General features: G+C 71.1%; 12 protein-coding genes and 1 pseudogene. 6 read left to right on the top strand and 7 right to left on the bottom strand.

Features of this window, described 5'->3' with window-relative positions; genetic code table 11:
- The first annotated feature begins 165 nt into the window (after positions 1–165).
- Positions 166–1,935: a glycosyl hydrolase family 18 protein gene (locus tag AMK18_RS05725; protein WP_073861878.1), complete on the top strand. Its 1,770-nt coding sequence runs from the start codon at positions 166–168 to the stop codon at positions 1,933–1,935.
- A gap of 74 nt (positions 1,936–2,009) precedes the next feature.
- Here AMK18_RS05725 and AMK18_RS05720 read toward each other — a convergent pair whose 3' ends face one another.
- From AMK18_RS05720 to AMK18_RS05710, 3 genes are read right to left on the bottom strand one after another with little or no spacing between them, the layout of a single operon-like run.
- The gene (locus AMK18_RS05720; protein ID WP_018099909.1) at positions 2,010–2,756 is read right to left on the bottom strand and encodes a succinate dehydrogenase/fumarate reductase iron-sulfur subunit; all 747 of its coding nucleotides are present in this window, start codon (positions 2,754–2,756) and stop codon (positions 2,010–2,012) included.
- Complete coding sequence (locus AMK18_RS05715; protein ID WP_073861877.1) at positions 2,753–4,702, bottom strand: fumarate reductase/succinate dehydrogenase flavoprotein subunit; 1,950 nt, start codon at positions 4,700–4,702, stop codon at positions 2,753–2,755. Before AMK18_RS05715 ends, AMK18_RS05720 begins: the two co-directional genes overlap by 4 nt.
- Position 4,703: 1 nt before the next feature.
- Positions 4,704–5,411, bottom strand: a complete 708-nt coding sequence (locus AMK18_RS05710; protein WP_073861876.1) for a succinate dehydrogenase — start codon at positions 5,409–5,411, stop codon at positions 4,704–4,706.
- 94 nt (positions 5,412–5,505) lie between these two features.
- Here AMK18_RS05710 and AMK18_RS05705 point away from each other — a divergent pair, with 94 nt between their 5' ends.
- On the top strand, positions 5,506–6,390 hold the full coding sequence (locus tag AMK18_RS05705) for a LysR family transcriptional regulator (protein WP_073861875.1): 885 nt from the start codon (positions 5,506–5,508) through the stop codon (positions 6,388–6,390).
- 248 nt (positions 6,391–6,638) lie between these two features.
- Here the strand turns inward: AMK18_RS05705 and AMK18_RS05700 are convergent, their stop codons facing one another.
- Positions 6,639–8,813 (bottom strand): putative bifunctional diguanylate cyclase/phosphodiesterase, encoded by a 2,175-nt coding sequence (locus tag AMK18_RS05700; RefSeq protein WP_018099913.1) that lies wholly within the window; start codon positions 8,811–8,813, stop codon positions 6,639–6,641.
- Positions 8,810–9,628 (bottom strand): SAM-dependent methyltransferase, encoded by an 819-nt coding sequence (locus tag AMK18_RS05695; RefSeq protein ID WP_073861874.1) that lies wholly within the window; start codon positions 9,626–9,628, stop codon positions 8,810–8,812. The genes AMK18_RS05700 and AMK18_RS05695 overlap by 4 nt, the downstream gene beginning before the upstream one ends.
- A 570-nt stretch (positions 9,629–10,198) precedes the next feature.
- Here AMK18_RS05695 and AMK18_RS34820 point away from each other — a divergent pair.
- From AMK18_RS34820 to AMK18_RS05680, 3 genes are all read left to right on the top strand, one after another.
- Positions 10,199–10,723, top strand: coding sequence for a hypothetical protein (locus AMK18_RS34820; RefSeq protein ID WP_198956964.1), 525 nt, complete (start codon positions 10,199–10,201; stop codon positions 10,721–10,723).
- A 15-nt stretch (positions 10,724–10,738) separates the two neighbouring features.
- Complete coding sequence (locus AMK18_RS05685) at positions 10,739–11,506, top strand: bestrophin-like domain (protein WP_073861873.1); 768 nt, start codon at positions 10,739–10,741, stop codon at positions 11,504–11,506.
- Positions 11,507–11,669: 163 nt separating this feature from the next.
- Positions 11,670–12,224, top strand: coding sequence for a hypothetical protein (locus tag AMK18_RS05680; protein WP_018099917.1), 555 nt, complete (start codon positions 11,670–11,672; stop codon positions 12,222–12,224).
- Between the two features lie 94 nt (positions 12,225–12,318).
- Here AMK18_RS05680 and AMK18_RS05675 read toward each other — a convergent pair whose 3' ends face one another.
- Positions 12,319–12,939, bottom strand: coding sequence for a hypothetical protein (locus AMK18_RS05675; protein WP_073861872.1), 621 nt, complete (start codon positions 12,937–12,939; stop codon positions 12,319–12,321).
- A gap of 313 nt (positions 12,940–13,252) precedes the next feature.
- Here AMK18_RS05675 and AMK18_RS05670 point away from each other — a divergent pair, with 313 nt between their 5' ends.
- A complete protein-coding gene (locus tag AMK18_RS05670; protein ID WP_018099918.1) occupies positions 13,253–13,912 on the top strand; it encodes a class F sortase in 660 nt (219 codons plus the stop codon).
- A 10-nt stretch (positions 13,913–13,922) separates the two neighbouring features.
- Here the strand turns inward: AMK18_RS05670 and AMK18_RS05665 are convergent.
- Positions 13,923–14,764, bottom strand: a pseudogene (locus AMK18_RS05665) (polysaccharide deacetylase family protein).
- Positions 14,765–14,886 lie beyond the last annotated feature (122 nt).

Below are 14,886 nucleotides of genomic sequence, written 5' to 3'. Positions count from 1 at the left end.
TTGACAGTTATCTGGTCCATACCAATCATGGGCATGCCACACGGTCGTACACCGCCGTGCGGCATGTGACCCCCGGCCGGGAATCACAGGAACGGGCCGCGCCCCTCCCCGGGCGCGGCCGAGCCGTGCATCCGCCCGTTGTCCCACCCCGCTGGGAGCTGCCCCATGAGACGTCCAAGAACAGTCGGCGCCGTCCTGAGCGCCTTGGCCACCGCCGTCGCGTCCGCAGGTCTGGTCCTCGGATCAGGCGCCGGCGCACAGGCCGCCACCACCGCCGCCACCCCCATGCCCGCGCACGTCTTCGCCCCGTACTTCGAGGCGTGGAACGGCGACAGCCCGGCCGCGCTCGCCCAGGCGTCCGGTGCCAAGTACCTGACGATGGCCTTCATCCAGGCCGCGACCAAGGGTTCCTGCACCCCGTACTGGAACGGCGATTCGGGCATGCCGATCGCCCAGTCCGAGTTCGGCGCCGACTTCACCACGATGCGGTCGCGCGGCGGTGACGTCATCCCGTCGTTCGGCGGCTTCACCGCGGACAACACCGGCACCGAGATCGCCGACAGCTGCACCGACGTCGACTCGATCGCCGCCGCGTACGAGAAGGTCATCACGACCTACGACGTGTCCCGCCTCGACATGGACATCGAGGACAACTCCCTCGACAACAGCGCCGGCATCGACCGCCGCAACAAGGCGCTCAAGAAGGTCCAGGACTGGGCCGCCGCCAGTGGGCGCCCGCTCCAGATCTCGTACACCCTGCCCACCACGACCAGCGGTCTGGCGAGCAGCGGTCTCGCGGTGCTCAAGAACGCGGTGTCCAACGGCACGCAGGTCGACGTCGTCAACCTCATGACGTTCGACTACTACGACGGCGCCGCGCACGACATGGCCAAGGACACCCAGACCTCGATCACCGGTCTGAAGGGCCAGCTGGCGAAGCTCTACCCGTCGAAGACCGAGGCCCAACTGTGGGGCATGACCGGCATCATCGAGATGCCCGGCATCGACGACTACGGACCGGCCGAGACCTTCACCACGGCCAACGCGCCCGTGGTGTACGACTGGGCCGTCTCCAAGGGCGTCGGCACCCTGTCGTTCTGGGCGCTCCAGCGCGACAACGGCGGCTGCCCCGGCACCGGCGGCAGCGACACCTGCTCCGGCATCGCGCAGGACACCTGGTACTTCACGCACACCTTCGCCCCGTTCACGGGCGGCGGCAGCGGCCCGGTGACCGACGACTACTCGGTGGCGGTGACCCCCTCGTCGGCCACCGTCGAGCCGGGCAAGTCCACGACCGCCACCGTGAAGACTGCGGTGACCTCCGGCGCCGCCAAGACCGTCGCGCTGACCACGAGCGGTGCCCCGGCCGGGGTGACCGCCGCGCTCAGCCCGACCTCGGTGACGGCGGGCGGCTCCGCCACGCTGACGCTCAACGCCTCGGCGTCGGCGGCCCCCGGCACGTACACCGTCACCGTGACCGGCACCTCCGGCACCCTCAGCCACGCGGCCTCGTTCACCCTGACGGTGCCCGGTCCCGGCGGCGGGACGGGGGCCCTGGTGAACGGTGACTTCGAGACCGGCGCGCTGGGTCCGTGGACCTGCGAGTCGGGCGGCGCGGTCGTCTCCTCGCCGGTGCACGGCGGCACGCACGCGCTGTCCGTCGCGGCCACCTCCTCGCAGACCGGCGAGTGCGCGCAGACGCTGACCCTCTCCCCCAACACCAAGTACACCCTGCAGGGTTACGTCCAGGGGAACTACGCCTACCTCGGCGTCCGGGGCGGCGCGACCGCGAGCACCTGGGGCCTCTTCAACGGCTACACCAAGCAGTCGGTGACCTTCACCACCGGTTCCAGCGGCTCGGTCACGGTCTACCTGCACGGCTGGTACGGCCAGGGCACGGTGTACGGGGACGACCTCTCCGTCACCCAGTCCTGACCGCTGAGGGCCCCGGAGGCGGGCGGCCTCCGGGGCCCTCGGGGCCTTGCGTTCGGATCAGGACGTGCGGCGGCTCAGCGGCGGGCCTTGCGGGTCGCCCGCAGCCACTCCTTGTTCATGGCCGAGATCGACGGCAGCGGGATGCCCTTGGGGCAGGCGGTGGCGCACTCACCGGTGAGGGTGCAGCCGCCGAAGCCCTCGCTGTCCATCTGCTCCACCATGTCGAGCACCCGGGTCTCCCGCTCGGGACCACCCTGCGGGAGCACGTTGAGGTGGTTGACCTTCGCCGAGGTGAAGAGCATCGCCGAACCGTTGGGGCAGGCCGCGACACAGGCGCCGCAGCCGATGCACTCGGCGTGCTCGAAGGCGAAGTCGGCGTCCGGCTTCGGCACCGGTGTGGCATGCGCGTCGGGGGCTGTACCGGTCGGGGCGGAGATGTAGCCGCCGGCCTGGATGATCCGGTCGAAGGCCGAGCGGTCCACGACCAGGTCCTTGACGACCGGGAAGGCCGAGGCGCGCCAGGGTTCGATGTCGATGGTGTCGCCGTCGTCGAAGGACCGCATGTGGAGCTGGCAGGTGGTGGTCCGCTCCGGACCGTGCGCGTCGCCGTTGATGACGAGGCTGCACGCCCCGCAGATGCCCTCGCGGCAGTCGTGGTCGAAGGCGACGGGATCGTCACCGGCGAGGATCAGCTCCTCGTTGAGGGTGTCGAGCATTTCCAGGAACGACATGTCCTGCGAGATGCCGTCCACCTCGTACGTGGACATGGCGCCGGGGGCGTCGGTGTTCTTCTGGCGCCAGACGCGCAGGGTGAGCTTCATGCGTAGCTCCGCTGAGTGGGGTGGACGTACTCGAAGACGAGGTCTTCCTTGTGCAGGACCGGGGCCTCTCCGGTGTCGGTGAACTCCCAGGCGGCGCCGTAGGAGAACTCCTCGTCGCGCCGGGCGGCCTCGCCGTCCGGGGTCTGGGATTCCTCGCGGAAGTGGCCGCCGCAGGACTCGGCGCGGTGCAGGGCGTCGAGGCACATGAGCTCGGCGAGCTCCAGGTAGTCCACGATGCGATTGGCCTTCTCCAGCGACTGGTTGAACTCCTCGCCGGTGCCGGGGACCTTGATGCGGCGCCAGAACTCCTCGCGGATCAGGGGGATCCGGGCGAGCGCGGTGCGCAGCCCCTCCTCGTTGCGGGCCATCCCGCAGTACTCCCACATGAGTTCGCCGATCTCGCGGTGGAAGGAGTCGGGGGTGCGGTCGCCGTCGACGGCCAGCAGCAGATGGAGCCGGTCCTCGGTCTCGGCGACGGCTTCCGCGACCTCGGGGTGCGAGGCGTCGACGTCGTCGTGGTGGGGGTTTCGGGCGAGGTAGTCGTTGATGGTGGACGGCAGCACGAAGTAGCCGTCGGCGAGTCCCTGCATCAGCGCGGAAGCGCCGAGCCGGTTGGCGCCGTGGTCGGAGAAGTTGGCCTCGCCGATCGCGAAGAGGCCCGGGATGGTGGTCTGGAGGTCGTAGTCGACCCAGAGCCCGCCCATCGTGTAGTGCACGGCCGGGTAGATCCGCATCGGGGTCGCGTACGGGTCCTCGGCGGTGATCCGGGCGTACATGTCGAAGAGGTTGCCGTACTTCTCCTCGACCTTGGCGCGGCCCATCCGCCCGATGGCCTCGGCGAAGTCCAGATAGACGCCCTGGCCTCCGGGCCCGACGCCGCGCCCCTCGTCGCAGACGTTCTTCGCGGCGCGCGAGGCGATGTCGCGGGGCACCAGGTTCCCGAAGGAGGGGTACTGGCGCTCCAGGTAGTAGTCGCGCTCGTCCTCGGGGATCTCGTTCGCCGGGCGGGTGTCGCCCTTGGCCTTCGGCACCCAGATGCGGCCGTCGTTGCGCAGCGACTCGCTCATCAGCGTCAGCTTGGACTGGTGGTCGCCGGTGCGCGGGATGCAGGTGGGGTGGATCTGGGTGAAGCAGGGGTTCGCGAAGTAGGCGCCGCGCCGGTGGGCCCGCCAGATGGCGGTGGCGTTGGAGTTCATCGCGTTGGTCGACAGGTAGAAGACGTTCCCGTAACCACCGCTGGCGAGCACGACGGCGTCGGCGAAGTAGGTGTCGATCTTCCCCGTGACGAGGTCGCGGGCGACGATGCCGCGGGCCCGTCCGTCCACGACGATCAGGTCGAGCATCTCGGTACGGGGGTGCAGCTCGACGTTGCCCGCGGCGATCTGCCGGGACAGCGCCTGGTAGGCGCCGAGGAGCAGTTGCTGTCCGGTCTGGCCGCGGGCGTAGAAGGTGCGGGATACCTGGACGCCGCCGAAGGAGCGGTTGTCGAGGAGGCCGCCGTACTCGCGGGCGAAGGGGACGCCCTGCGCGACGCACTGGTCGATGATCTCGACGGAGATCTGGGCGAGCCGGTGCACGTTGGACTCGCGGGCGCGGAAGTCGCCGCCCTTGACGGTGTCGTAGAAGAGGCGGTGCACCGAGTCGCCGTCGTTGCGGTAGTTCTTGGCGGCGTTGATGCCGCCCTGCGCGGCGACGGAGTGGGCCCGGCGGGGCGAGTCCTGGAAGCAGAACTGGACGACGTGGTAGCCCTGTTCGGCCAGGGTCGCACCGGCAGAGCCGCCGGCCAGGCCGGTGCCGACGACGATGACGGTGTGCTTGCGCCGGTTGGCGGGGTTGACCAGCTTGGCCTCGAAGCGGCGGGTGTCCCAGCGCTCGGCGACGGGGCCGGTGGGAGCCTTGGTGTCGGCGACGGGTTCGCCGGTCGTGTAGTGCGTGTAGTCGTTCATGTCAGCTCACGACTCCGGTCATGACGGCGACGGGTACGGAGATGAAGCCCACCGTCAGCACCAGCGCGAGGACGTTGGCGAGGGTCTTCAGGACGCGGTCGCGGCTCGCGCGGCCGGCGCCGAGGGTCTGCGCGGCGCTCCAGAACCCGTGCTGGACGTGGAGCCCCAGGGCGAGCATCGCGACGATGTAGATGACATTGCCGTACCAGGTCGAGAAGGTGTCGATGACGTTCTGGTACGGATGGCCGGACTGGAAGCCGCCGGAGTGCACGGTGCCGGTCGTCAGGTCCAGGATGTGCCAGACGATGAACAGCCCGAGGATCACCCCGCCGTAGCGCATGGTGCGGGTGGCATAGCTGGCACGCGCGCGCTTGTGTACGTACTTGCTGGGCCGGGCCCGCAGGTCACGACGGCTGAGCTGGTACGCGGAGACCGCGTGCAGCACCACGGCGGCGACGAGCACCACGCGTACGATCCACAGCGCCCACTCGTAGTGCAGGAACGGCTCGCCCATCACGCGCAGCCAGTGCGCGTAGCCGTTGAACTCACCGGACCCGAAGAAGATCTTCAGGTTTCCGATCATGTGGACGACCAAGTAGAGGAGCATGACCAGTCCACTGGCGGCCATGATCGCCTTCTTGCCGACGGTCGAGCCCCAGAGCGTACGCGTCATGGACGGCCGTCGGTCCGTCCGGGTTGCCAATGCCATGGACACGACGCTAGGGCCGGATCTGCGATCAGTCCAAGTCATCGAGCAGCTGATCTCCATAGCCCCTGCCTATGAAGCGGGGTAGCGTGGGGTGATGCAGTTCCAGCAGCTCACCTATTTCGTGGCCGTCGCCGAGGCCCGGCACTTCACCCGCGCCGCCGAGGAGGTGCACGTCTCGCAGCCCTCGCTCTCCCAGCAGATCCGGGCCCTGGAGAACGAGCTGGGCGCCGAGCTGTTCAGCCGGGCACGCGGCAACATCACGCTGACGGACGCCGGCGAGGCGCTGCTCCCGCTCGCCCGGCGCATCCTGGCCGACGCCGACACCGCGCGCCACGAGGTGCAGGAGCTGGCGCAGCTGCGCCGGGGCCGGGTGCGGCTGGGGGCGACGCCCAGCGTGTGCACGGGCCTGCTGCCGGAGGTGCTGCGCGCCTTCCACGACCTGCATCCGGGCATCCAGCTGCTGCTGGAGGAGGGCGGTTCGCACGATCTCGTACGGGAGCTGGCGCGCGGGGCGCTGGATCTGGCCCTGGTGGTGCTGCCGCTGCCGGCCGCCTCACCGGCGCTGACCACGGTGGAGCTGCTTCAGGAGGACCTGGTGGTCGTCTCGTCGGCGCAGCGTCCCCGGCCGGGCCGGGGCGGGCGGGTCCGGATCGCGGATCTGGAGGGCGAGCCGCTGGTGATGTTCCGGCACGGCTACGACCTGCGGGAGCTGACGGTGGCCGCCTGCCGGGCGGAGGGCTTCGAGCCGTCGTTCACGGTGGAGGGCGGCGAGATGGACGCGGTGCTCGGCTTCGTCCGGGCGGGCCTGGGCATCGCGGTCGTCCCGCACATGGTCGCCGCCCGCTCCGGGGCCGACCTGCGGGCGACCCCGCTGGCCCGGCCCGGGCTGCGCCGCACCATCGCGCTGGCGCACCGCAGCGACGTGGCCCCGCCGCGCGCGGCCCGCGAGCTCCAGCGGGTCCTGCTGGGGCCTGTCTGACCGTTCCCGTCGTCCGCCCGGAGGGCGGGCCGGGCGGCGTCAGGTGCGTGCTCTCGGCGTGCCGGCCCCAGACCCCTGTACTGGATGTACTGGGGTCTGGGGCCGGTGCGGCGAGAGTGCGTGCATGGCGTCGCCCGGCAGACGGGAACGGTCAGACAGGCCCAGGGGGCGGGCGGGCACAGCGAGCCCCTGAGGCGTATCCGGGAAGTCCCGTCGTACGCCCGGAGGGGCCCCCGCGCCCGCCCGCCTCACACCGCGTCGGCCAGCAGCAGCGAGTGGATGCGGTCCGGGGCGCCGGGGCGGGCGTAGTACCAGCCCTGGGCCGTGTCGCAGCCCAGCTGCCTCAGCTGCTCGGCCTGGGCGCCCGTCTCCACGCCCTCCACGGTGACCGCCAGGTCGAGGCTGTGCGCGAGCGACACGATCCCCTCCACGATCTTCAGGTCGACCGGGTCCGCCGGATGGTGCTGCATTCCCTGGGTGAAGGACCGGTCGAGCTTCAGCACGCTCACCGGGAGCCTGCGCAGGTTCGCGAGGTTGGAGTAGCCGGTGCCGAAGTCGTCCAGCGCGATGTCGACGCCCATTTCGGCGAGCTGGCGCAGCGGCTTCAGCACGTCCTCGTCGGCCCCGATGAGCGCCGACTCGGTGACCTCCAGGCAGAGCGCGCCCGCTTCGAGCCCGGAGCGCTCCAGGACCTCGACGGTCTCCGCGACCAGCTGCGGGTGGTGCAGCTGGGCCGGCGAGAGGTTGACGTTGATCCGCAGCGGACCGCCGTCGGTGTGCCGCTCCTGCCAGAAGTTGGCCTGCCGGACCGATTCTTCAAGGACCCAGCGGCCGAGCGGCACGATGAGCCCGGTGTGCTCGGCCAGCGCGATGAAGCGGTCGGGCCCCAGCACCCCGTGCTGCGGATGGCACCAGCGCACCAGCGCCTCGGCGCCGTGCACCGTACCGTCGCCGAGGTGCACCAGCGGCTGGTACTCGATGAAGAACTCGCCGCGTTCCAGGGCGGCCGGCAGGGCGGTGGTCAGGCCGTGCCGGGTGATGGCCCGGGCGTCCGCCTCCGCGTCGGCCAGCTCGAAGCGGTTGCCGCCCGCGGACTTGGCCCGGTACATGGTGATGTCGGCGCTGCGCAGCACCTCGGCGGCGCTGCGTTCCCCGGCGGGGCCCTCCACGACCCCGATCGAGCCGCGCACCGTCAGCTCGCGTCCGTCCAGCCGGATGGGCGTGCCGAGGACGCCGAGGATGCGGCAGGCGAGTTCGTCCACCTCGGCGGGGCTGTCGAAGCTCGTCGTGAGCGCCACGAACTCGTCGCCGCCGAGCCGGGCGACCATCTCGCCGGAGGCGGTCGCACAGCTCTGGAGGCGGTCCGCGACCTCCACGAGCAGCCGGTCCCCCGCGGCGTGGCCCAGGCTGTCGTTGATCGCCTTGAAGCCGTCCAGGTCCAGGTAGCAGAGGCCGAAACGGCTGCCGTCGCCCGCTGAGAGCGCTTTCTCCAAGCGCTCGAAGAAGAGCGTGCGGTTGGGCAGGCCGGTGAGCGCGTCGTGCGTCGCCTCGTAGCGGAGGCGGAGGTTGAGCAGGCGGCGCTCGGTGGTGTCCTCCAGCAACGCCAGCTGGTATTCGGGCCGGCCCTCGGAGTCGCGGAGCAGCGACACCGTCAGGTTGGTCCACAGGACGGTGCCGTCGTTGCGGTAGTACGGCTTCTCGACCCGGTAGTGCTCGCGTTCGCCGCGTACCAGCTCGTTGTAGTACTTCCAGACCTGCGGGGAGTCCTCGGGGTGGACCCACTCGTTGACCCGGTGGCTCAGGACGTGGTTCTCCAGGCCGCCGAACATCCGGGTGAGGGTGTCGTTGACCTCCAGCACGTTGCCGTCGAGGTCGGCGATCCCGATGCCGATGGCCGCGTCCTTGAAGACGGCGCGGAAGCGTGCCTCGGTGGCGTGCAGGGCCTGTTCGGCGTGGGAGCGGGCGGCGAGCGCCGAGCGGGCGATGGCCTCCTGCTCGGCCAGCGTCCGTTCGCGCAGGGCCTGGGTGAAGCCGGCGGCCACCGCGTGCTGGATGCGGGCGCAGCGGGACCGGCTGTCCTCGGTGGTGAGGTCCACCGGTCCGTTGCTGCCGCAGTAGAGCACCAGGTACGAGTCCACGACGCCGAGCGTGGAGCTGAGCGCGTCGGGGTCGGTGCAGTGGGCGGCGACGAGCGCGCCGCCCACCCCGGTGGCCGCGGCCGGGTCGAACGGGCGGGCGTGCAGGGTCTCGCTGAGCGCACGGGCCAGCGGCAGCAGGTGCTGCTCGAACTCGGGCCGGGTCAGGGAGGTGGCCGTCGACGGGAAGATGGCCCGGCTCCAGATGGTGGCGAACCTCCGGAGCCGGTCCTCGGGGCCGTCGGGTGCCGCCTCCGGGGATCCGGACGGCTGGGCGGGAATGCTCACGCCTTGCGTCCCACTCCCGCGATGCCCGAGAAGGCGTATGGGTCCTCGTTCTCGGGGGCCGCGGCGTTCTCGGGGCGCCATTCCGGCATCGCGACGAGGCCGGGCTCGACCAGCTCGAAGCCGTCGAAGAACCGGGCGACCTCCTCGCGGGTGCGCATGACCAGCGGGTTGCGGATGTTCCGGTACACGCCGACCGTGCCGCCCGCCTCCTCGCGGGGCAGTGGAATGCCCTCGTACGCGGCGTGGGTGACGACCAGGAGGCTGCCGGGCGCCAGCATGTCGCGGAGCGCGGCGACGGCGGTCCGCGGGTCGTCGGCGTCCTCGATGAAGTGGAGGACGGCCACGAGCAGCAGCGCCACGGGGCGGTCGAAGTCCAGGAGCTTGGCGACCTCGGGGCTGTCCCGGATCTCCTGGGGCCGGCGCAGGTCGGCCGAGGAGATCGTGGCGCCGGCGTTGCCGTCGAGGACGGCCTGGCTGTGCGCGACGGCGACCGGGTCGTGGTCGACGTAGGCGACCCTGGCGGCCGGATCGACCGCCTGGGCGACCTCGTGGACATTGCCGAAGGTGGGTATCCCGGAACCGATGTCGAGGAACTGGGTGACGCCCTCGCTCAGCGCGAAGCGCACCGCCCGCCGCATAAACGCCCGGTTCGCCTGCATCGCCTTGGGAAGTCCCGGCATGAACTCCATGGCCTTCCGGGCCGCTTCCCGGTCCACCTCGAAATTGTGCGAGCCGCCCAGATAGAAGTCATACATTCGGGACACGCTCGGCACCGAAATGTCTATGCCTTGCGGTGCCCAGGCGGGACGCTCCATCGATGTCTCCAACAAGTCGCCACGGCGATCCGGCCATGTCCATGGTCAGTGTGGACCAGAGGCTACTGATCGACCGCCAAGAGAGCGAGCGGAAACGGAAATTAGCCGTCCGTTATTGGTCACACTCTCATGGCATGTGCAACCGACTCGTCGCTGCCCGTCACATTCGCCGAACGAGAGGTATCAAATAGTTCACTCCCGGACTACTTTGGCACGTCAGTGAAGTCGGAGTCGGCGAAGGCCGGGCACCATGTCCCGTGAGTGCCTTGGACGTTGGCGTTCGGGGGCCGGAAGCGCTCGGAGCGCGAGGGGGACGCCCGGGGACCGGCGGCCCGGCGCGCGCCTCCCCGTCGCGGCCCCAAGCCCGGGAATACCCCGGGCCGGTGACACGGCCTTTGGCGGCATTCCCGCGGAGAGGGTCGACAATCGGCCATTTCCGGAGACCGGGGTCCGGCAGGCCCCTGTTCCATTTCACCGGCGCCAAACCCCGCGCGCCCCAGGTCCCCTCCATCAGGCGAATCCGCAGGGGGTCCGGCGTGCCGCCGCACGGCCCGGAACATGCTCCCGGTCGTGTACGGATCACTCTTCTGGCGGCTGGCCGCGGCGCTCGCGCTCACCTGGCTGCTGACCGCCCCCACCCCAGCGGCCGCCGACAGCTGCGCGTACGCGTCCATCGGGGACGGCGACGGCGGCATGGCCGTGGCCGTCAGCGGCGACGGCAGCTGTTTCGCCGGCCCGCTGCCGGAGCCCACACCGACGCCGCCGCCGAAACCGAAGCCGCCCCCGCCACCCCCGAAGCCGGCACCACCACCACCTCCCCCTCCGCCGCCCCCGGCGCCCGAGCCCGTACCGGCACCGCCGCCTCCGCCACCGCCCCCTCCGCCGCCGGCCCCGAAGCCCGAGCCGAAGCCCAAGCCCAAGCCGAGCCCTTCGCCGTCCGTACGACCCTCGCCTTCCGTCCACGTCGCCCTCCCCGCCTACCGCAAACCGGTGCGGAAGCCGCCGCAGCGTCACACCTCCCTGGTCACGCTCAGCTTGATGGTCACGGCCCCCGCGGTGTTCGCCGTCGCCGTGCTGCGCCCCCGTTCCCGATGAATCCCGGAGACGCCCATGTCGGAATGGCTCGTCCTCACACTCGCCATGGTCGCGGCCACCGCCGTCGTCCTGACCATCGCCGTCCTCAGCAACCGCAGACTCCCGGAGGACGACGACCCGTCCGAAACCCCCGACGTCATCGAGTACATGACGATGATGATCGGAGTGATCTACGCGATCGTGCTGGGCCTCGCCATCGCGGGCGTCTGGGAGGGCCGGGGCGCCGCGCAGGAGTACGTACGCCAGGAGGCCCAGGCCCTGCACGAGGTGAGCGCACGCTCCGCCGTCTATCCGCAGGAGGTGCGCACCCGCATCCGGGCCGACGTCGACGCGTACGTGAGCTACGTGGTGCACGACGAGTGGCGGACCATGACCGAGCACGGGACGCTCAGCGACCGCGGGGCCGAACTGCTGGACCGGGTGCGCGACGACGTCACGGACTACCGGCCGAAGACGGACCACGAGGGGCAGGCGTATCAGCCGCTGGTCGACCAGGTGGCCGCCGCCGACGACGCCCGGAGCGCACGGGGACAGAGTGCCGGCGCGACCATGCCGGGGGTGGTGTGGTTCGGGCTGGTCATCGGCGCCCTGGTGACCGTGGGGCTGATCTTCACCCTGCAGATCCGCCGCACCTTCCGGGAACTCCTGCTCGCGGGGCTCTTCAGTGTGCTGATCGCCTTCCTCCTCTTCCTGATCTGGGACTTCGACGCACCGTTCGGACGGGGCTTCTCGGCCACCGCCGCCCCCTTCCTCGACCTCTTCCCGGGAGCGGCGGACGGGTAGCCGGGGCCGGTGCGCCGCCCGGGGGACAGCGGTGCCCCATTCGCCGGACCCCGATCGCGGGCGAAATGCACCACTTCTAGCGTGGGCGGCATTCGAGGTGCATTTCTGACACTTTGTGGAAATCCGTTCCGCAGCTGCTCCTCGGGGACCCGGAGGATTCACCATGCGCGCAATACGTGTCGCCCCCGTCGCTCTGCTCGGCGCCGCCGCACTCGCCCTGACCGGCCCGGCCGTGACCGCGTACGCGGCGACCGCGGGCGGTCCGTCGGGCGGCGGGAACGGGTACACCGTGACGCCGTCGGTGGTCGCGCCCGGGGGCAAGGTCACCTTGGCGGCCCGGGGTTGCTCCACGACGGCCACGGCGTCCTCGGGGGTGTTCGACACCGTCACCATCCCGGTGAACGGCAGCGCCCAGGCCACCGTGGACTGGGATGCCAAACCGGGCGCCGCCTACGAGGTGACGTTCATCTGCAACACCTCGCCCAGCTCCACGGCCAAGGTGAATCTCACCGTCAGCGCGGCCACGGGCACGCCCACCACGAGCTCGACCAGCACGGCGGCGGCCACGGCCTCGCCGGCCGGTGTGCAGGGCGGTCTGGGCGGCAGCATCGACAGCGTGAACTCCGGTGAGATCGTGGCGGGCACCGCGCTCGCCGTGGCCGCCGGTGCCGGTGTCGTGTTCTTCGTACGCCGCCGCAGGGAGAGCCGCTCGCACTGACCGGTTCGAGCGGATGGGAAACGAGAGTCGCCCCGGGTCCTGACTCAGGACTCGGGGCGACTTCGTTATCGGTCCGGCGGCGGCGTCCTGACGGTCAGGCCGTCGCATCGCCCGTCCTCCGGCGGCGCATGATGTACACGCCTCCACCGAGGGCCGCCGAGGCGACGAGACCGGCGCCGACACCCATCTCCGCCGGGGTCGCCGCCATCGAGCCGCCGAGCCCGCCCTGGGCGCCCCGGCTGTCGAGCACGGTGAAGCGGTGACCCGCCGTCCGGTCGGTGCCGTCGCACCGGACCGTCAGGTTGTACGTGCCGGGGGTCGCGTCGTCGAAGATGCGGACCCGGGCGTGGCCGACCCGGCCGGCCGAGAGCCGGGTGGTGCGGAAGGCGTTGGACGAGACGCTGCCGCCCCGGCCGCAGCCCTCGGCGCTGACCTGCATGGCGGCGCCCTGGTGCACGCGCTCGGGGTCGACGGTCACGTTGTTCGGGCCGTTGTTGCGCCCGTTGCCGTTCCCGTTGTTGTTCCCGTTGCCGTTGTTGTTCCCGTTGCCATTGTTCCAGCCGCCCGGGTCGTTCCAGTCGTTCTGGTTGTTGCCGTTGTTCTGATTGTTGTTCTGGTTGTTCCCGACATCTCCGCCGGCGGTCGCCATCGGGGCGCCGGCCCCGAGGGCGGCGACGGCGGCCGCCGCGACCACCAGAGCGCGTGTAGCACGCATCGTTCCAACCTCCACCGGGAAGCGCCCCGGGGCTCTGTGCACCGGGATGGATCGACGAGAACGCCTCCCATGACGAACCCTCACCAGAACCTTGATCGCCCGCATTTCGGCGCTGCTCCGGACCGGTGATCCGACACGCCGTGCGGAGAGCCCGGAAGCTGACGGATGCCCAGGTCACGGGCCGTCAGAAGTTTTATCCGCGCGCTACTCCGATAAGCATCCGGGTGGCGGGCCGCCACCCGTTCGCCCTTCTCTGATCGCCGCCCGGTGGCGCCGCGCCTAGCGTTCTGCTCGTCGCGACGAAGGGAGAACCATGGGCCGGGACAACTGGCGACCGGAACGGATCCGACACTCGCCGTGGGGCGCGCTCGCCCTGGCGATGCTCTCCGGTCTGGCACTCATGCGCAACGGGGCCGACCTCTCCCCCGGCCCCCCGCAGCCGGTCGCGGCCGCCTCCGTGGGCCACCAGAACAACGCCCCCGCCGCACCCGCCGCGGGCCCGGTCGTCAAGCCGCTCCCGTACGCCCCGGTCACCCGCGTGGCGATCCCCGACATCCAGGTCGACGCACCGGTCATCGACGTGAATCTCGACCCGGACGGCTGGATCGAGACCCCGCCGCCGGAGGACCCCAACCTGGCGGGCTGGTACCAGAACGGCGTCTCCCCCGGTCAGGCCGGCACCTCCGTCGTCGTCGGCCACGTCGACAACAAGGCGGGGCCCGCCGTCTTCTACGGGCTCGGCTCGCTGAAGAAGGGGGACCACATCGAGATCGACCGCAGCGACGACCGGGTGGCGGTCTTCGAGGTGTACGGCGTCGAGGTCTTCGCCAAGAACGACTTCCCCGGCGCCCGGGTGTACGGCGACACCGGGCAGCCGGAGCTGCGGGTCATCACCTGCGGCGGCGGCTACACCAAGGCGAACGGCTACGACGGGAACGTGGTGGTCTTCGCCCGCCTGGTGGAGACCCGCTGACCCTCGCCCGTCAGCGTCGTTGCGGCACCGTGAGCCGGTATCCGTCGTCCAGCAGCTCCGGCAGATACCGGCGCAGCGCCGCCACGCTCTGCGAGCGGTTGCCGCCCGCGTCGTGCGAGAGCACCACGACCCCGGCACCGGCGCCCTGTCTGACCCGGCGGACGATGGTGCCGGTGCCGGCACGGTCCAGTCCAGGGTGTCCACGGTCCAGGCCATCGGTTCCATGCCCATCGCGGCGCCGATCTCGAAGGAGTCGCGGTTCCAGGCGCCATAGGGCGCCCGGTACCAGAGCGGCGCCTCGCCGGTGATCTTCTCGATGACCTCGCTGGTACGCCCCAGCTCGTCGGTGACCCCGGCCCGGGAGAGCTTGGTGACCAGGGGGTGCGTCCACGAGTGGTTGCCCACGGTGTGCCCCTCGTCGGAGATCCGGCGGACCAGGTCGCGGTTGTCGTTCGCCATCTCCCCGCACAGGAAGAACATCGCCCGTACGTCGTGCGCGCGCAGCGTGTCCAGGATGGGCGGGGTGTAGAGCGGGTCGGGTCCGTCGTCGAAGGACAGCACCATGGCGTTCCCGATGTCGGGCAGGTGCTCGAACGGCCGGGTGCGGACCGGGGGTGCGGCGGGGCGGTAGCGGGGCGGTGCCTGTCCGGTCATGGGCCGCAGCCGGTAGGCGAGCGGCCCGCTGCGGAAGGCGACGGCCGGGGCCCCCGCCGCCCCCGTGACGGGGGCCGCCGACCGGGGCGGGGAGGTGACGGGGTCCGTGGCGACGAGCCCCACGGCGGTGGCTGTTCCCAGGCCGGCGGCCAGTCGCAGGACCGTTCTCCGCGAGGGCAGCCTGTGCTCACTCTTCATCCCCCACTGCTCGCACGCCTGTCCCGCCGCCCGCCTGAGCGACACCGGCCGCCGGGGGTTTTGCACCCGGATGGCGGGAAAGCCCCGACGGCCGAGGTGAGCGGGGCGCGGCCGCCGGGAGG

It is taken from the genome of Streptomyces sp. CB01249 (assembly GCF_001905735.1).
Taxonomy (GTDB): Bacteria; Actinomycetota; Actinomycetes; order Streptomycetales; family Streptomycetaceae; genus Streptomyces.
The sequence above is the reverse complement of the archived record's forward strand: the minus strand, read 5'-3'. Positions and strand labels throughout refer to the sequence as shown.